Genomic DNA, 18,130 nt, shown 5'->3' with positions numbered 1-18,130 from the left:
CCCCGCTGGTGGACGTCATGCTGGTGCTGGTGATCGTGTTCCTGGTGACGGCGCCGCTGCTGACCCAGAGCATGAACGTCAACCTGCCCAAGACCGGCGCGGTGGCCGCGTCGGATGACAACAAATCCACCCCGATCGGCATCGACGCCCAGGGGCGCATCGTGCTGGACAAGACCGAGATCGCCGGTCTGGCGGAGCTGGAGGCCAGGCTCCGGGAACGGGTGCAGCAGAATCCGGAAGGCCTGTACATCGTCCACGCCGACCAGGCGGTGTCCTATGCCGTCGTCGCCAAGGTGCTGGCCGCCGCCCACAAGGCCGGAGTCAACCGGCTGTCCCTCGCCACGGTGCAGGAATGACTGCTCTCCCTCCGGGAGATACCCAAGCGTAATATCCGCGCTGGATCATTCCCCGAATCCCGCAGATAGGGTGGATAAGCGAAGCGCATCCACCCTACATCCCTCGATTTACAGGGCGCGGCGATTTCCGCTTTACCGTCTGCAACGGTTGGCGGTGCGGGTTGGAATCAAGCGAGTCGTAACAGAATCCAGCTTGCTCACTCGTCGAGACGATCCTCAAGGCTGCTCCGTCACCATCAACGCCTTGGCCTGCAGCTTGAGGGCGATCGCCTTGTGCAGGCGCAGGTTCCGGAGCGGGCCGATTTCCGTGTGCAGCGCCTTCTTTTCCAGGGCCAGTGCTTCCTCCAGCCGGGCCAGGGCTTCGGGGTAGGGGAGCAGCGTCCCGCCCTGCAGCACTTCGATGGCATCCTCGGTGTCGGCCATGGCCAATTTCAGCGTTTCCTTGGCGTTCCTGCCGCGCAGGTCCATGGATTTCCTGGACAGGCTGTTGGAGCTGCGGATGTTTTCCAGGGCGTTCAAGGTCCTGAGGAACAGGGCGATGGCGGTCACCTGCGATGATTCGAGCTTGACCCGCCGGTCCTTGCCGGACGAGGTCTTCGCCCCCGGCGACTGGTTGAAGGAGTCGCCGTTGTAGGAGGCGATCGCCTCTTCCAGCGTGTTCACGCTGTTGTTGTGGAAGAACGGCGCGGTGTCCGCGGCCTCGACCAGCGGGGGGGTGTTGAAACGGCCGTTACCGTAGCAGGTGTGGTCCTGGCTGAAACCGCAACTGACCCGTTCCTCCTTGCCGAAGCCGCCGTCCACGGCGAGGGTGGGATCGAGCAGGAACGCGGGGGGGGTGCGCATGTTCTCCACGCCGGTGTCGCGGGTGGGATTGGCATGGGTGGTGGAACTGTTGGCGCCGGCGTTCTGGTGGCAGCCGTTGCAGTTGGCCGTTTCTCCCAGGATCACTTCGCCGTTCCGCACAGGGTTTTCCTTGACATCGAACAGCAGCTTGCCTTGCTGGACCAGCGGGGAATTGAAACTGAGCTTGGAAAGGTCGATGTCCTGGGTGCGTCCCAAGGACAGCATGTAGGCTTCCAGCGCCGTCAACTCCTCGTCCGTGGGAAGCCGGAAATCGACCTGCGGAACGCGGTTCAGGGTCTTCGGCATGTGCTGGGTGATGGCGCCCAGGGCGAATTCCCGCAGCGAACCGGTGCCTGGGGAGCCGTCGCCCGACCAGCCCAGAGCGTTGGCGAAAGCTTCGTCTTCACAAAAATCGCCTTTGCCGCCGTGTTCGACGCAGACCTCGACATCGATGGAAGTGGGCAAGGCGAGCAAATGGGGGACGCTGCGCATGACGCCCGGTTTGTCGAAGCCGTCGACGTTGGCCAGGATCAGGCCCATCTGCCGCAGCAGGGCGGGTTTCTCCAGGTCCTTGAGATCCGGGTTGTACTCGGCGACGAACAGCGGGTCGGAGGCGGGCAGCTTGGCGATGTAGCGCGGATCGATGGTGTGGTTGTTGTCCGGGCGGTGGCAGGTGGCGCAGGTGCGGCCGTTGCCGTCGAAGGTTTCCTCGACGAATATTTGCCGGCCGCGGGCAATGAGCTGTTCCAGGCTGGCGGCGTCCGGCCCGGCCGTCTGCGCGACCGCGGCCTTCGGGAGCAGGAAAGCGAACGGCAGGGCGGGGCCGGAGGCGGGAGCCGGTGCGTCACCGCTCACCGTCAAACTCCAGGGCTGGGAGGAAAAATAGGTGCGCTGCAAAAGATTGGGGGCGCCGAACAGGAGGCCGCCGCGGTCCGGGGTGGCGCCGCTCTCGGTGATGATGGCCTGGTCGAGTTCGAAACCGGCCAGCGATGTCCGGTCGAGGGTGGTGCGCAGTATCGCCCCGCCGTCTGCCGTCCGCCTCAGCATGCCGAGCCCGATCAGGCGATCGCCTGCCTCGGGTTTCACCGCCCGGCTGGTGCCGCCGCGGTTGTCCGCCAGCCAGACTTCGTAATCCCTCTCCGCGGGTAGACCGCGCGCCTTCACCTCCAGAGCGCCGGTGAGCAGGTTGAGGCGCAGTTCGCCTCGGCCTTGTGTCCTGGCTGCCGAGAGGGTGGAGGAGGGAACCAGGGCGAGCTTCAGTGTCTCCGCGTCGCCCTGCTGCTCGTGCCGGTTTTTCCATCGCTCCATGACGGAACGGAGGGTCGCCGCATCGCCGTGGCCGAGCATCGGGGCAGCCGGTTGGGATTCGTCGAGAAAGGCGGTGTCCAGGGCCGCTGCCAGCACCAGGGCGGCGGCGAGCGAGGCAAGGTGTCGAGAGGATGAAAGCATGGCGTTTTACCGTCGGTGTCGGACAGACCGTCCGGCGGGCTCTCTGCCCGCTGGCGGCCGGGAATGGCCCGGGTCGGGCCGGTTGGTCCGGGAGGTGGCGATTCCAGGCTTGTTCCTGCCTGTCTGGAGGAGGCGGCGGGCCGCATCTCAAGAGGGATACGTCCGTGTATCCCGAAAACTTACGGTCTCAGTAGCACTGGCACTGGCCCAGATACTGCGGCAGGTTGCACAGATCCACGTTCATGCAGTGGCTCATCGGCGGATGCCAGCAGGTCTTGCCGACGACGCAGCCGTTGGGATCGATCACCTGGCCGCCGCCGCCACCACTGCTGGCCTGCTTGACGTCCACCTCGAGCTGGAAATAGACGTCGTGTTTCTGGCTGGCATCGCCGTGCTTGGCATCGCCGCCCACGGCCACGGTCAGCCAGTCTTCCTTCCTGCCCTTGAGTGTCAGAGGGCCGCTGACGCTGGCCACGGTCTGCGGACCGACACCGTAGGCCGACATGTAGCCCGGGTTCGTTTTGCTGGTCCACGGGGTGAGCAGCCAGCCCCAGAACGGCGGGGTCGCCTGGAACTGGCTCGGATACCAGTGCATGAGCGGGCCCTGGGTCTGGTTGCCGCGCCAGACGGTGAGGGCGGGGATGAGGTCGCTCTTGGCCGGATCGCTGCCGATATAGCGTTTGGCGTTGATGGTGACGTTGAGCTTGCTCAGGCCCTGCGCTTTCAGACCGCTCAGGTCGATGAGGAACCATTTCGAATGCATGGCCCAGCCGTAGCAGGTTCCGGGTACGGCGCCGGCCGGCGGATTGGTCGCCGGGTCGCACCAGGCCATGGACTTGGTGGTCGGGATGCTGGCGGGCGAGCCGCCGTCGCCGGGGGTGTCGATGGTCTGGCCGGAATAGACCGAGAGCGCCGAGGCGCCGGCCTTGGTGTCCTTTTTCTGGAACACGAATTTCGCGGCGTAGGTGATGCCGTCGCCGGGGACGATTTCGACGGCTTCCGCCGGGGTCGCGGCGCAGACGAGCCCCAGGGCCAGGGCGGTGATAATTCTTTTCATCGTGAATCCTAAAAACGGGTCGGACTTGAAAGTTGGCGGATGACCGAAGCGAAGCGCCGTGGTCTCACTGCGCCGGCTGCTTCTGTTTCACGTCGACGGTCAACTGGTAATTGACGTTGTGTTTGGTGTTGGGGTCCTTGGCATCGCCGCCCACCGCGACCGTCAGATAATCCTGGGTGCCGCCCTTGAGCTTGAACTTCCCCATGACCGAGGCGAAATTCTGCGCGGGGGTCGCGTAGGCGCTGTCGTAGCTGAACATGGGATCCGCCTTTCCCGGGACGAAAACCTCCCGCTGCAGCAGCCAGCCCCAGAATTCCGGCATCCCCTGGAGTTCGCTCGGAAACCAGTGCATCTGCGGTCCCAGTGTCTGGTTGCCGCGGTAGACGGTGAGGGCCGGGATCATGTCGTTGTTCGTGGGATCACTGCCGGCGTAGCGTTCGACGCTGACGGTGACCCAGACGGCGTTCAGCCCCTGGCCCTTGAGCTTGCTCAGGTCGATCAGATACCAGTTGGCGTTCATACCCCAGCCGTAGCAGCCATTGTGCTCGTAGCCGGCGGGGGTGACGGCCGGATCGCACCAGGCCATCGACTTGGTTTGCGGGATCATCGTCGCGTTGCCGTCGTCGTTCGGCGTGTCGAAGGCCTGTCCGGAGTGCAGGGAGGCGGCGGCCGCGCCGGTCTTGGTGTCCTTCTTGTCGAAGATCAGCTTGGCGGCATATTGGATGCCGTAGCTCGGATAGATGTCGCCGGCCAGGGCGTTGCCAGCGGTAGCGGCGAAGCCGGCGGCCGTCATCGAAGTCAGCAGCTTGCGGAAGGTCATCGGTTCCTCATGCAGGGAATGATCGGAAAATATTATCCGGTCCTGATGGACGCAATATGCAGGCCAAAGGCTGGGCGGCGTAATTCCGGCGTTTCCGGCGGCCAGGTCGCGCCCTGGGTGTGTGAAATGACTCAACTGGTGAGGTTAATCACTCAGTTGGTCGGGATCGCGGCAGGGTGTCACTGCCCGAGCACGCGAGACGATGAGACGTCCAGGATGAAAGACGGATTCCCACGCATGGCACGCCTGATGCTTCGAAGTGCGCGGCGAGCGCGGTCGAGACGGGCTTGATCGTCGGCGGGAGAAAACAAAAGGAAAAGCGTCCATGTTCGAAGTGCTCATCGGCCGGTCGCCCGGTTTCGAGGCGCTCATCCGCAGCGCGCGGCTGGTGGCTGCGACCGATGTGACCGTCCTCATCGTGGGCGAAACCGGTACCGGCAAGGAACTCCTGGCCCGGGCACTCCAAGGCCACAGCCTGCGCGCCGACCGGCCTTTCGTCACGCTCAACTGCGCGGCGCTCCCGGCTTCGGTCGCGGAATCCGAGCTGTTTGGCCATCGTCGCGGAGCTTTCACGGGGGCGGTTTCGGATTTCCCCGGCCGGCTCGAGACCGCCGATGGCGGCACCCTGTTCCTGGACGAGATCAATTCGCTGCCTCTGCCGGTGCAGGCCAAGCTTCTGAGGTTCCTTGATTCCGGGGAAATCCAGCCGGTCGGCGCCCGGGCTCCGCAGCGGGTGGACGTGCGCATCATCGCGGCGACCAATGCCAACCTGGCCGACAAGATCGACACCGGTGAATTCCGCCGCGACCTCTATTACCGGCTGAGTGTGGTCCCGCTCGAAATCCCTCCCCTGCGCGAACGCGGCGGCGACGTGGAACTGCTGCTCCACCACTTCATGCGTCATTTCGCGCAAACCCATGCCATTCCGCCGGCGGTGTTCGGTCGGGGGGCGGTGCGGCGTCTGATTGCTTATCCCTGGCCCGGAAACATCCGGGAATTGCGGAACCTCTGTGAACGCCTCGCCATCCTGATGCCTGGCCGGGTGATCGAGGAGCAGGATCTCCCCGAGGAAGCCCTGCGCGCCCCGCCACAGCCCAGGCCATTGTTCACGCTCCCGGATGAGGGGTTCGAGCTGGAGCGGATGGAAATCGACTTCATCCGCCAGGCGCTGCAGCGGACCCAGGGTAACCGGACCCGGGCCGCCCGGCTGCTCGGCCTCACCCGCGATCAGCTCAACTACCGTATCCAGAAGTACGGCATCGATTGATTGGCCGGCCGCTCAGGGCCGGCGGATGATCCGGCGGAGCGTCCCCGGCGTCAGCGGCGAGTGCCGGCCGAGATAGCGCTCCAGCGCCGACAGTTCCGGCATGGCGGCCCTGCGGTCCGTGCCCTGGGTGAATACGGTGAAGCCGTCGCCGCCGTCGGCGAGGAAGTCGTTGGTGGCGATCCGGTAAGTCCTGCCGGCGGCGACCGGTTTGCCGCCGAGCCGGATGGAAGCGGGATCGACCTTGTCGCAGGCTTCCCCGCCGGCGTTCCACGTATACTCGAAACCGCCGGAGACCTGCAGAATCCGGTTGGCCGGCTGGCCATTCGGGCAGCCCGGGAACTGCTGCTCCAGGAGCTGCTCGATCTGGGCGCCCGTCAGGGTCATCACGACCAGGGTGCCGCCGAAGGGCTGGATGTCGAAGGCTTCACGGTACCTCACCCATCCATTCCTTTCCGGGGCATGGGATAAATCCGCCCGCATGCCGCCGCTGTTCATGAAGGCGATGGCGGCGCCGCCGTGTCGGCGGCTGCGCGTCGCTTCCAGCTGGGCGTCGGCGATGAGGTCCCCCAGGGCCGATTCGCCCGCATCGTCGGGCGTCCGGCTGAAGGTCGCGGTGATGCGGCCGATGATCCGTTCCTCGACCGGCCGGGACAGCCGGCCATAGTCTTCGACCAGCCGGGTGAGCAGCGGCTCCGGTTGGACGTCGCGGCTCACTACCAGATTGCGTGCCACCGCCGAAGTGACCTCGCCGGTGTTCGCGTCCAGCACTAGGTCGATGTCGCTGACCAGGCGCCCGTAATCGTGGGCGCTGGTGACGAGCACCGGTTCGCCGGCGGCGTTGGGCAGGCGGCAGGCATAGGTCTCGTGGGTATGGCCGCTGATCACCAGGTCGACTTCCGGGTCGAGCCGGTGCACGATGCCGGCGATCGGCCCGGAGAGACCGGGACAGCCGTCGGACCCGCCGCCGGGGTGTCCACCTTCATGGATCAGCACGACGATGGCTTCGATCGCCTGGGAGCGTAATACGGGAACCAGGGCATTGACGGTCTCCACTTCGTCGCGGAATTCGAGGTCCTTGACGCCGCCCGGCTTGACCAGGTTCGGCGTGGTTTTCAGGGTCAGGCCGATGAAGCCGATTTTCCGGCCGTGGAACTGCTTGATGCCATAGGCCGGGAACAGTGTCCCGCCGCTTTTCCGGTCGAAGACGTTGGCGGCCAGGAAGCGGAAGCTGGCGCCTTTGAATTTCCGGCCGACTTTCGAGCGGACCATCGGGCTGAGTCCTTTTTCGCGGCACGACCGGCCTGCTCTTTCCAGCCGGGGGTGGCATCCTCCCTGCTGCATGCGCAGAAGTTCTTCGCGGCCCTCGTCGAATTCGTGGTTGCCCACCGCATTGAAGTCCAGGCCGAGCAGGTTCATGGCCTCGATGGTGGGTTCGTCTTGGAAATGGGCGGAAATGAGCGGGCTGGCGCCGATCAGGTCGCCCGCCGAGACCAGGACGTTATCGGGGTTGGCGGCCCGCAGCTCGCGGATACGGGCTGCCAGGCGAGCGACGCCGCCGGCGACGGTCGGCACGCCGTTCGACGGGAAGTCTGCCGGCGGACGCAGGTTGCCGTGGAAGTCGTTCATTGCGATGATCTTGACGGCGATGGCAGGGGCGGCGGCATCGGGCGCGGCGCACACGCGGCCGGCAGGGAGGAGGGACGCGCCGGTCAGGGTGGATACCGCCAGCAGCCGTACTATGATGGAGGGATTCATGGCAGGCTCCGGTCGGGTCAAGTTCGCGGACGGGGCATTGTGCCTGGGCCGGATGCGCCGCGCCAACCCCCTGTCGGCGCGGCCGGCCGCGGTTTCCGGCGAGTCACGAAAGTGTAAAGAACCGCTCTTAATCTTTTCGGGCATTGGACGCTGCCGTCCTTCCTGCCCTTCGCCGATCGAAGACCCGCCTCCGCCTGCCCGCGTCGCGGCAGGCCGGTCGGCCGCATATGTGATGACCGCCAGGACCCCGGTGTGGAAATGAACACGATGGAAAAGAATCTCCGTGCGGCCGATATGATCGCGGGCTTCCGGCCTCCCCGGGGTGGGCGGGTCAGCGTGCTGCGGATGCCCGCTCCCGACCGGCTGCGCGTCAAGGTGTCGGGGCTGTACCGCTGCGACGACCTGCAGCGGGCGCTCGAGGCCCTGCCGGCGCAAGCCAGGGGGCTGCGCATGGTCAGCGCCAATCCGGTCACTGGCAACGCCCTGGTGGTGTTCGATCCGCAATGTCCTTTGGACGCGGTGCTTGCGGTGCTGGAACGCTGCGCGCTCGATCATGGCGCGCCTTTCGTCGGCGCCGCCGCCTCCAGGCCGGTATCGGGAAAGGGTCCGGCCCGGCCGGACCACCGCAGGAACGGGCGCCCCGCCGCCGCTCCTCGCCCTAAACTGGCCGCGGTTATTGCTGACACGGTCAGAAACAAGGAGAGCTGGCACGCCTTGGACGCCGAGGAGGTGCTGTCCCGCCTGTCCGCCAACCGGGACGGCCTCGGCGCCGCCGTGGTCGCGGAAAGGCTGGCCCGGTACGGACGCAATGTGCTGACCGAGATCAAGCCACGTTCGGCGGTGGCGATGTTCCTGGGGCAGTTCGCCAGCCCGCCGGTCGCCCTGCTCGGGCTTTCCGCCGCCGTCTCCATCGCCACCGGCGGCATGGCCGATGCCGTGGTGATCGTCGGCGTGGTGCTGATCAATGCCGTGATCGGCTACTTCACCGAAGCCCAGGCGCAGAAGACGATCGACGCCCTGGGCAAGATCGGCCCGACTCACGCCCTCGTCATGCGCGACGGTGTCAAGCGCTCGGTTCCCCTGGAAGAGGTGGTGCCGGGCGACATCCTGGTGCTTTCGCCCGGCTCCTACATCGCGGCGGACGCGCGCCTGCTGGCCAGCAACCGGCTGACCGTCGACGAATCGGCGCTGACGGGGGAGAGTCTGCCGGTGGACAAGCGTCACACTTTCGTCGGCACCAAGGACACGCCCTTGGGCGATCGCAAGAACATGCTGCACATGGGTACCATCGTGACCGGAGGGAGCGGCCGGGCGATCGTCGTGGCGACCGGCCGCCATACCGAGATCGGCCTGATCCAGTCGCTCGTGGGCGAGGTGAAAACGCCGGAGACGCCTCTGCAGCGCCAGCTCGACGAAATGGGCAAGCAGCTGGCGTTGGCCTCCAGCGGCATCTGCGCGTTCGTGTTCGGACTGGGTGTCCTCCGCGGCGCTCCTGCGCTGCAGATGTTGAAGACGGCGATTTCGCTGGCGGTGGCTGCCGTTCCTGAAGGCTTGCCGACGGTGGCGACTTCCACGTTGGCGCTCGGCATTCGCGAAATGAAGAAGCGCCACGTCCTGATCCGCCAGTTGCCTTCCGTGGAGAGTCTGGGCTCGGTGCAGACGCTATGTCTGGACAAGACCGGCACGTTGACCGAGAACTGCATGCGGGTCGTCAGTCTCAGGACGCCGGAGCTGGACATTGGTTTGTCCGCTACCGGTGAATTCCGCTCGAATGGCCGGACGATCCGGCCCGCCGGGGCCGAAGATCTGCGGCGCCTGATGCAGGTGGTGTGCCTGTGCAGCGAAGTGCAGCTCAACGGCGATCCAGACCGGTCCGTCCCGCCCGGCTCCCAGCGGGTGGATGCAGAACCGCTCTCGGCGGATGCGTCCGGCCGCTCGGGCCTGGAGGGATCGCCGACCGAAATGGCGCTGGTGGAGATGGCGATGCATGCCGGCGAAGACGTCGCGGCCCTGCGCCGGAGCCTGCCGCTGATCAAGACCGTGCACCGGGCCGAAGGACGGCCCTACATGCTGACCGTCCATGACACCGGCGGTGAGGAGCACCTGATCGCGGTCAAGGGCAGTCCCACGCATGTGCTGGCGCTGTGCGACCGGCGCATGGAAGGCGGGGTGCCGGTGCCGCTCGACGACGACACACGGGCGGCCATCGTGGAGCAGAACGAACTCATGGCCGGCCAGGCGCTGCGGGTGCTGGGCGTGGCCTATGGCCATTGCCGGGACACCTCGACCGCGGCGGTTTCCGAAAAGCTCGTATGGCTGGGCATGGTGGGCATGGAGGACACCATGCGGCCGGGCATGGCGGAACTGATGGCCCAGTTCCACGATGCCGGTATCGACACCGTGATGATCACCGGCGATCAGAGCGCCACCGCTTTCGCCTTCGGTTCACGGCTCAATCTCAACGACGACAAGCCGCTGGAAATCGTCGATTCAACCAATCTCGACGAGCTGGACCCGGACGTGTTGAAGGGCATCGTGCGCGACACCACGGTGTTCGCGCGGGTGGCGCCGGCGCAGAAGCTGCGCATCGTCCAGGCTTTGCAGGCCAACGGCCGGGTGGTCGCCATGACCGGCGACGGCATCAACGACGGTCCCGCACTGAAGGCGGCGGACGTGGGTGTAGCCCTCGGCAACGGCAGTGACGTGGCGCGCTCGGTGGCCGACGTGGTGCTGGAGGACGACAATCTGCACACCATGATCATCGCGGTGCAGCAGGGCCGGACGATCTACCGCAACATCCGCAAGAGTCTGGCTTACCTGCTCAGCGGCAACCTCGCCGAGATCGAGATCATGTTGGTCGCGACCGCGATCGGCGCCGGCGAAGCCCTGAATCCGATGCAGCTCCTGTGGATCAACCTCGTCACGGACATCTTGCCGGCCGTCGGCCTGTCCCTGGAACCGCCGGAAAGCGACGTGCTCAAGGAAAAGCCGCGCGCTCCGAACGAAAAGATATTCCGGCGCGAGGACTTGCTGCGGCTGCTGCGTCAGTCGCTGGTGATCTCGGCCGGCACGCTCGGCGTGTACGGTTACAGCCTGGCCCGCTACGGTCTGGGGCCTGCGGCTTCCACCCATGCTTTCATGGCACTGACCGTGGGCCAGATGTTCCATGCGATCAGTTGCCGTTCCGAGCGGACGACGGTGCTGGAAAAAAGGGCGGGCAACCCGGTGCTGGTGTCCGGAGTCGCCGCGACCGTGGCGCTGCAGGCCTTCGCGGCCGTTTTCCCGCCGCTGCGTGGCCTGTTGCGGCTGACGCCGATCGGCCCGGCGGACTGGGCGGCGATCGCGGCCGGGTCGGTGCTGCCGTTCGTGGCCAACGAAGCCATCAAACTGCTTCCTTCCAGGGAACCCGAAAGCGAGAACCGCGCATGAAAAAGACATTCCTCTTCACGTCCGAGGCCGTCACCGAGGGCCATCCAGACTGTGTCTGCGACATCATCAGCGACGCCGTGGTCGACCGGTTCCTGCAGCAGGATCCTTACGCCCGGGTCGTGACCGAGTGCGCCCTGTCGAAGAGCGTCGTCTTCCTGGCGGCGCGTTTCGCATCGACCGCAGTGGTGGACATCCCCGATCTGGCGCGGCGCACCATCGAGGACATCGGCTACCATCCGGCGGAGTTCTCCGCGCCGGAATCGACCGTGGTGACCAGCTTCATCGTGCAGTCGCTCGAAGGTCGCAGCGAGCGCGACGAAGCGGAAATGACCGACAAGGAACTCGATCAGCTCACCGTGAAGAACCAGATCACCCAGTTCGGCTTCGCCTGCAGCCATACACCGGAGCTGCTGCCGCTGCCCATCGTGCTGGCCCGCCGGCTGGCCCACCAGTTGACCGGCGCCAGGCGGCGCGGTGAGGTCCCCTATCTTTCGCCGGACTGCACGACTCAGGTCGGGGTCGAATTCGAGCAGGGCAGACCTGCGCGCATCCATAGCATCACGCTGATCGCCGGCACCCATGGCGTGCCGGATCTGGGCCTGGAGGAACTGCGCCGCGATCTCGGCCAATGGGTGATCGCGCCCGCCTTCGAAGGTGAGGCATTGATGCCCGACGAGCACACCGAAATCTTCGTCAACCCGCGCGGTATGCTGCACCGCAGCGGGCCCGCGGCGCACTCCGGGATGACCGGGCGCAAGAGTGCGAGTGACACCTACGGCGGCTATGCCCGCCATGCCGGTTCGGCCTTGAGCGGCAAGGGGCCGTTGCGGATCGACCGGGTGGCCGCCTACGCCGCCCGCCATGCGGCCAAGAACGTAGTCGCGGCGGGGTTGGCCGAGGAGTGCGAGGTGCAGCTCAGTTACACCATCGGCCAGGCCCGTCCGGTGAGCGTGCAGGTGTCGACTTTCGGAACCGGCCTCGTGGGTGAGGACGTCATCAAACAGAGACTGGAGAAGCACTTCGACTTCCGGCTCGGCGCCATCGTCCGCGATTTCAATCTGCGGCGGCTCCCGGCCGAATACAGGGGCAGCTTCTACCGCAGGCTGCCGGCCTATGGCCATTTCGGGGCTTCTTTCACCGCCCTGCCCTGGGAGCGGACGGACAAGGCGGATCTGCTGGCGGGTGTCTGAGCGTGCCTCCCCGGTGCCAGGGCGGAACGGCCGCCGCGGGGGACGAGACCGCGGCGGTGCAGCCCACGATCGATTACGGCGAGCGGTTCAAATATCCGGTCCTGGCTCTGGGCATATCGGTGGTTGCCACGCCCCTGGAATGGCCGTTCGCCCCCGCCGTCGTCGGCATCGTCCTCGCGCGCGCCGCTTTTCCCTTGTGGAAGCGTACCCTCGCCTATCTGAAAAGGACCGGACGCCCCAACGCCGACCTCCTCGATTCGCTCTGGGTCCTGGTTCATGGCGCGACGGGCGAGGCGTTGGCGCCCGCCCTGGCCATCTGTCTCACCGAGACCGCCCGTGTCCTGAGAGATCTGACCGCCATCACCGGCGAGCGGCGCAAGCCCGACAGGGTTCCCAACCGGCAGTACTGGATCGAGCGTAAGGGACGCCGGCGCCTGGTTCTGGCGAAGGATTTGCGGGCGGGTGACCAGGTGATCCTGGGACCCGGCGACCGGGTGCCCGGCGATGGCGTCGTGGTGGGCGGTGACGGGCTGATCGACGAGCACGATCTGCTGGGAGGGGCCAGGCTGGTGCCGCGCGGAGTTTCGGACGAAGTCTATGCGGCCTCCCTCCTGACCCAGGGGCGCTTGGTAGTGGAGATGCGCCGGCTGGGGGCGGAAACGCGGATGGCGCAGCTGGCCGAAACGATCGAGGAGCGGTCCTGGAAGGAGACCCGTATCAGCAATTACATGGAAGAGATCGGCAACCAGGCGGTGCTGCCGGCGATCGGGGCCAGCGCGCTGGTGTTCGCGGCGACCGCCAACCTCTCCCGGGCCATGGCGCCGCTGCAATTGGATTTCGCCCAGGGTATCGGTATCAGTGCGCCGGTCCCGGTGCTGGCTTCGCTCCATCACGCCGCCCGGAACCGGATTCTGATCCGCAGCGGACACGCGCTGGAGCAGTTGGCCAAGGTGGATGCGGTGGTATTCGACAAGACCGGGACACTGACCGAGCGCGGCGTGGAGGTTGGTGCGCTGGAAACCTCCCTGTCTTCGGTCTCTGAAGCCGAGCTGCTGTACTGGGCGGCTTCGGCGAGCCGCTACGTGCTGCTGCCGTTCAGCGCCGCCCTGGTCTCGCATGCCGAAACGAGAGGTGTCGCGCTGACGGCCAGCGATCCGCTCGACTACTCCGATTCCGGCGTCTTGGCCAAGGTGGATGGGGCTGAAATCATCGTGGGGACGTTCCAGTTCTTGGCGTCACGCGGCATTCCGGTGGACGCCGGGTATCACCGTCGGCACGACGGCGTCATCCTCAACCGCTCGATCCGCTACGTCGTCCGCGATCGCGAGGTCCTGGGCGCGATTTTCTTCAGCAATGCCCTGCGACGGGAAAGCGCGGTCACCATCGAGACCTTGAGGCGGATGGGTATTACGTGTTACCTGCTGACCGGTGACACCAGCAAGTCCGCGAACGCGGTGGCCTACCAGCTCGGCATCAGGCCGGGCTGCACCTTCGCGGAGGCGTCTCCCGAGCACAAGGTGGAGGTGCTGCGCAGATTGCGCCGGAAGCACGAGGCGGTCGCCTATGTGGGCGACGGCATCAACGATGCACCCGCCATGAGCCGCGCCGACGTGGCGGTCTCCTTCCAGCAGGCCACCGATCTGGCCCGGGAGACCGCGGACGTGGTGCTGCTCGACGACGGCCTCCAGGGCCTGTGTTACGGCATCGAGACCGCCCGCGAGGCGATGCGTCTGGTGCACCGGAACATCGTGGCGGTTACCGCCGCCAACATCGCCGTGGTGGCCGGCGGGATCTTCTTCGATCTGAGTACGGTCGGCGCGGTCGTCGTCAACAACGGGGCGGCGCTTCTGGCCTGTCTCAACGGCATGCGGCCGCTTTATTCGGGCGAGCGCCGGGATCCGGAGATAGAGCGGACCACGCTGCGGGACGATGAGGGCCTGTTGGGTATTCCCTGGCGCAAACGCGGCCGCGCCGGTGTCGATGGCATTCTCGGCGGCCATTCGGGACACGCCGGGCCGGCCTAGGCACCCTGTCCAGCCCACGTCGGTGGCTGCCGGAAGAGCGTGAATGACATCGATCCGGGTCGTATTCCCCTTGATTTTTGCCTTGCAGATATTCGTCGCCGTGGGGTTGACGGGGGCCATCGCCTATGTCAGTCACATGCGGGAGGCGCAGGACACCGCCAAGGAAATCCTCGAACTGATCGGGAATATGATCGACGACCAGCTCTACCGTTTTCTGTCACAGCCCATCGATCTGACCCAGGTTTACGCGGACAGCCTCAGAGGCCGGCCGGATCTGCCGCTCGACGATCTGTTGGAGCCGCGGCTGGTGAAGAAGCTCTCGAACGGCGTGTGGACCCAGGCTCAGATGACGCGCTGGGCGAATCTCAGCATTGCCAATTCCGCCGGTCAGAACCTCCGGTTCGACCGCAGGGAATATGGCAAGAAGGTGGTCAAAGTGTCGGATATCCGGCGGGGCGGCGGAGTCGAATGGCGTCTGCTGGAGAATTACGGGAAGGGGGGCATGCCGCTGGAGGTGCAGGAGGCGGCCTACGATCCCCGTACCGAGGCATACTATCGGGATGCGCTGGCCAAGGGCGGCCTGGTCGTCTCGCCGATCCATTTCAGCCCGCTCCTGCAAGGGTCGGCGCCGGTCGTGACGGTGGCCGAGCCTGTCTATGACGCGCATGGCAGGCCCAGGGCGGTGGTCTCGTCCGACATCTATCTGGCCGGCATCGGCCGTTATCTCCAGAATCTCCATCTGCCGAATTCGTCCATCGCTTTCCTCTTCTTTGCCGAAGGCCATCTGATTGCCGGCTCGCGCGGCTCGTTCCCGGGCCCGATTGCGGGGCGGCTACCGCTTGCAACCGCAAGCAGCGATCCCATCATTCGCGCCACGGCCGGCTACATCGGCGAGCGCTATGGTTTCCTCGCGGTCCCGGACGCCGAATCGTTCAGATACGTGCGCGGCGAGCAGCACAATTATGTGCATACCGATCATCTCCTCACCGACCGGCAGTTCGCCGGTCTCGGCCTCGACTGGCGACTGGCGGTGGTGATCGAGGAGAGCGACTTGATCGAAAATCTCATCACCGGCATCCATTCGGCCGCCTGGCTGTCGCTGGGTCTCTTGGTGCTGGCGGTCGCCGTCGGTTCATGGACGGCCGCCGGGATGATCCGTCCCATCCTCACCTTGGGTAAGGTGGCGGCGGCATTGGAAAAAGACGAACTCGACGCGCGGCACCTCGACATCCGCCAGCTCGAGCGTGACACCCGGCGGCGCAACGAATTCGGTGAACTGGCCCACGTCTTCCTGCGCATGGTCCTGGAAGTGCGGGCCCGTCACGATCTGCTCGAGGCCCAGCTGGAGCAGCTTCGGGTCAACATCGACGAGGCCGACACGCAGGCCAAGATCAGGCAAATCGCCGACACCGAATTCTTTGCCGATCTGAAAGCCAAGGCCACGCGCATCCGAGAGGAGCGGAAACGCGCCGCGGAACCCTCGGCGCAGGCTTTCGCCGAGCATGACCCTTGACATTCGACGGCGGCGGCCTCGGGCCGCCGCAAACGGTTCGTACCTTCGAGGACTTCAGTCGTGGGAAAGATCATATCCGTACATTCCTTTCGCGGCGGCACCGGCAAGTCCAACGTGACGGCGAACCTCGCCGCGCTACTGGCCCGCCTCGGCAAGCGCGTCGGCATCGTCGACACGGACATCCAGTCACCGGGCATCCATGTCCTGTTCAACCTCTCGCCGGAGCGGTTCCGCTATGCGTTGAACGATTACCTGTGGGGAAAATGCCGGATCGAGGAGGCCGCCTACGACGTCAGCGGCGTGCTGGAAGGGCGTCGGTTGAAGGATGCCGGCTCCCTGCACCTGATACCGGGCAGCATGCGCACAGGAGAGATCACCCGGATCCTGCGCGACGGCTACGACGTCGGTCTCCTCAACAGCGGATTCCAGGAACTGATGGAGCGGCTGGAACTCACCCATCTGCTGATCGACACCCATCCCGGCGTCAACGAGGAAACCCTGCTGTCGATCGCCATTTCCGACATCCTGCTGCTGATCCTGCGTCCCGACCAGCAGGACTACCAGGGCACGGCGATCACGGTCGAACTGGCGCGCCAGCTCGAGGTGGAGCAGACGTTCATGCTGGTCAACAAGGCGATCAATCCGCGGGACTTCACGGCGCTGAAGCAGCGGGTCGAGTCGACCTACCATGTGCCGGTGCTCGGCGTCCTGCCCCTCTCGGGCGACGTCGCCATTCTGGGCAGCGGCGACATCTTCGCCCTGGCGAATCCCGATCACCCCGTGACTTCCGTACTGGAAGCGGCGGCACAGCGGATCGACGCCGCTTGACCGGGCGCTGCCGGTTTCGCAGAGAGGAATCCGAGATGGTATCGGAGAGTCCTTCATCCCCCGGTTTCAGGGCCGGCGACCTGCTCGCGCTGTCGCCCGCCGAGCGCCGGGTTCTCCAATGGCTGATGCGCCAGGGCTCGGCTTCCGCCCGCGAAGTCGCCGAGCGGTTCGAAATGCCGGAGGAGGAGGCGGGGATCCGGCTGGATGCGCTGGAGAAGCAGGGGTTCGTCGTTACGGAAACCGCCGCCGGGCCGACGTCGTACCGGCCGGAGTTCGGCCATTCGCGTCCGGCGCGGAAGCCGCCATCCGGCATCTGGGGGAAGCTGGAAGGTTCGTGATGGCCCGGGATGCGGTGCCTTTCCTCCCGGCCTATTTCGTGTCCAGATATTTGATGACCAGGACCCTCGAGTCCTTGTATTCGAGGGGGACCGACGTCGATTCAATATTCTCGCTGTAAATGGTGGCCTCCTCGCCGGGGGCGGCGCCGCTGAGCGATGCTCCCTGGGCATGTATGCATTTTTCGGTGGTTTCCACCGAGGCGTCGCACCCCATCCCCATTTTGTAGACTAGCTTGCTGTCGGCGATGATGATGATGGCGGCGTCGCCCCCGGCTTTTTTCGTGGCCTGAGCTAGGTCGCTGAGATAGGTCTGGGTTCGCCAGGGGACGTTCCGCCGGACGTCGTGGATCATCCCCAGTATCTTGTATTTCCTATCGGGCGCGCCCGTGGTCCATATGTCGACGCCATCGACGTTTCGAGCATGGTGCGCAGGCTTTTCCCCACTTACTTTTTCCAGCTCGTCAACCGGTACCCCCGTCGTAAAAGTATCCATCGCACATGCGGATAAACCGAGCAGGGAAAAAAGCATATGGAGCGGTTTCATGGTGGGTCCACCTGTGTTCATGTTCTGACCGGGATCGACCGCGCCTGCATCAGCGTGGCCTGATCACGGTAACGTCCTCTACTTCCTTGAAGCGGGCGACGACGGCTTCTCCGGGTGTATATTCGTCAGGCCTTCCGGCTTCCGGCGTCACGCGTACGCTGAATACCCGGCCCTCACGGCTTTTGAGGGTGATTAGGCGCGATTGGGAATCGTAGGAGACCACCCAGGATGGAATCTCGATGATTCCGCTCCAGTGAGATTCGTGGCGCTTGGCGGCGGACATGCCGTCCCGGTGGTAGTAAGGATTGAAATACTCGCGTTCTTGCATGCTGCCAGGCACGGGATGCATGACGATTTCTCCAGTTTCCGGATGATGGTCGTCGTTTCTCACGATTTCCACCGTCTCGGCCAGTTCAAACGTGACGAGATCGCCGACACGCAGGTCAGCGAGGCTGCCCGCCCGGGGGCTGACCGTTACGGTGACCCGCTTTCCATCGGCGAGCAGGAATACCACTTGGCGGACGGCAGGGTGAATGGCCTTGACCGTTCCTTCGAAGGCCCGCGCACGGATGAGGGCCGGTTTCGGCGCGGACTTTCCAGTGCCAGCGGAAAGGGGTCTGGCGGTGTCATCCCCGGCCGCTGTGGTGGACAGGGCCGCCGGGTACTCGCTGGCGGCGGGTTTTGGGGAGGGCTCCGTGCATCCGATGACTCCAAAGC

Annotated in this window: 14 protein-coding genes; 8 read left to right on the top strand and 6 right to left on the bottom strand. The window is 65.5% G+C overall.

All coding sequences use genetic code 11. The features are described 5' to 3' along the window. The coding region (locus tag H156_RS0100420; protein WP_026597551.1) for an ExbD/TolR family protein at nucleotides 1-356 on the top strand (356 nt) is incomplete at its 5' end. Nucleotides 357-572: 216 nt separating this feature from the next. Here H156_RS0100420 and H156_RS0100415 read toward each other — a convergent pair. The 3 genes from H156_RS0100415 to H156_RS0100405 form a co-directional block, all read right to left on the bottom strand. Then, complete coding sequence (locus H156_RS0100415) at nucleotides 573-2,648, bottom strand: hypothetical protein (protein ID WP_017364301.1); 2,076 nt, start codon at nucleotides 2,646-2,648, stop codon at nucleotides 573-575. A 187-nt stretch (nucleotides 2,649-2,835) separates the two neighbouring features. Beyond that, a complete protein-coding gene (locus H156_RS0100410) occupies nucleotides 2,836-3,705 on the bottom strand; it encodes a hypothetical protein (RefSeq protein WP_017364300.1) in 870 nt (289 codons plus the stop codon). A gap of 64 nt (nucleotides 3,706-3,769) precedes the next feature. Next, the gene (locus H156_RS0100405) at nucleotides 3,770-4,525 is read right to left on the bottom strand and encodes a hypothetical protein (RefSeq protein ID WP_017364299.1); all 756 of its coding nucleotides are present in this window, start codon (nucleotides 4,523-4,525) and stop codon (nucleotides 3,770-3,772) included. 325 nt (nucleotides 4,526-4,850) lie between these two features. Here H156_RS0100405 and H156_RS0100400 point away from each other — a divergent pair, with 325 nt between their 5' ends. After that, nucleotides 4,851-5,792 (top strand): sigma-54 interaction domain-containing protein, encoded by a 942-nt coding sequence (locus H156_RS0100400; RefSeq protein ID WP_017364298.1) that lies wholly within the window; start codon nucleotides 4,851-4,853, stop codon nucleotides 5,790-5,792. A 12-nt stretch (nucleotides 5,793-5,804) separates the two neighbouring features. On the opposite strand, the gene H156_RS0100395 is transcribed toward H156_RS0100400, so the two are convergent. Then, a complete protein-coding gene (locus tag H156_RS0100395; RefSeq protein ID WP_017364297.1) occupies nucleotides 5,805-7,547 on the bottom strand; it encodes a bifunctional metallophosphatase/5'-nucleotidase in 1,743 nt (580 codons plus the stop codon). A gap of 267 nt (nucleotides 7,548-7,814) precedes the next feature. Between H156_RS0100395 and H156_RS0100390 the strand changes: the two genes are divergently transcribed. Genes H156_RS0100390 through H156_RS0100365 form a run of 6 tightly spaced genes read left to right on the top strand, consistent with a single transcriptional unit; the run spans nucleotide 7,815 to nucleotide 16,869 of the window. After that, the gene (locus H156_RS0100390) at nucleotides 7,815-10,976 is read left to right on the top strand and encodes a cation-translocating P-type ATPase (protein WP_017364296.1); all 3,162 of its coding nucleotides are present in this window, start codon (nucleotides 7,815-7,817) and stop codon (nucleotides 10,974-10,976) included. Then, a complete protein-coding gene (gene metK / locus H156_RS0100385; protein ID WP_010959809.1) occupies nucleotides 10,973-12,166 on the top strand; it encodes a methionine adenosyltransferase in 1,194 nt (397 codons plus the stop codon). The genes H156_RS0100390 and metK overlap by 4 nt, the downstream gene beginning before the upstream one ends. A 56-nt stretch (nucleotides 12,167-12,222) precedes the next feature. Beyond that, complete coding sequence (locus tag H156_RS0100380) at nucleotides 12,223-14,190, top strand: heavy metal translocating P-type ATPase (RefSeq protein ID WP_017364295.1); 1,968 nt, start codon at nucleotides 12,223-12,225, stop codon at nucleotides 14,188-14,190. A gap of 43 nt (nucleotides 14,191-14,233) precedes the next feature. After that, on the top strand, nucleotides 14,234-15,703 hold the full coding sequence (locus H156_RS0100375) for a cache domain-containing protein (RefSeq protein WP_017364294.1): 1,470 nt from the start codon (nucleotides 14,234-14,236) through the stop codon (nucleotides 15,701-15,703). A 60-nt stretch (nucleotides 15,704-15,763) separates the two neighbouring features. Next, nucleotides 15,764-16,531, top strand: a complete 768-nt coding sequence (locus tag H156_RS0100370) for a MinD/ParA family ATP-binding protein (RefSeq protein WP_017364293.1) — start codon at nucleotides 15,764-15,766, stop codon at nucleotides 16,529-16,531. Nucleotides 16,532-16,566: 35 nt separating this feature from the next. Continuing rightward, nucleotides 16,567-16,869: a helix-turn-helix domain-containing protein gene (locus tag H156_RS0100365; RefSeq protein ID WP_017364292.1), complete on the top strand. Its 303-nt coding sequence runs from the start codon at nucleotides 16,567-16,569 to the stop codon at nucleotides 16,867-16,869. Between the two features lie 31 nt (nucleotides 16,870-16,900). Here H156_RS0100365 and H156_RS0100360 read toward each other — a convergent pair whose 3' ends face one another. Both H156_RS0100360 and H156_RS16870 read right to left on the bottom strand, forming a co-directional pair. Next, on the bottom strand, nucleotides 16,901-17,413 hold the full coding sequence (locus H156_RS0100360) for a hypothetical protein (RefSeq protein WP_026045803.1): 513 nt from the start codon (nucleotides 17,411-17,413) through the stop codon (nucleotides 16,901-16,903). Between the two features lie 49 nt (nucleotides 17,414-17,462). After that, nucleotides 17,463-17,927: a hypothetical protein gene (locus H156_RS16870; protein ID WP_154656610.1), complete on the bottom strand. Its 465-nt coding sequence runs from the start codon at nucleotides 17,925-17,927 to the stop codon at nucleotides 17,463-17,465. Between the last annotated feature and the right edge of the window lie 203 nt (nucleotides 17,928-18,130).

Origin of the sequence: Methylococcus capsulatus str. Texas = ATCC 19069 (genome assembly GCF_000424685.1) — a bacterium.
In the GTDB taxonomy this organism is placed as follows: Bacteria; Pseudomonadota; Gammaproteobacteria; order Methylococcales; family Methylococcaceae; genus Methylococcus; species Methylococcus capsulatus.
Note: the sequence above shows the minus strand (reverse complement) of the source record. Positions and strands in the feature narration are given on the sequence as shown.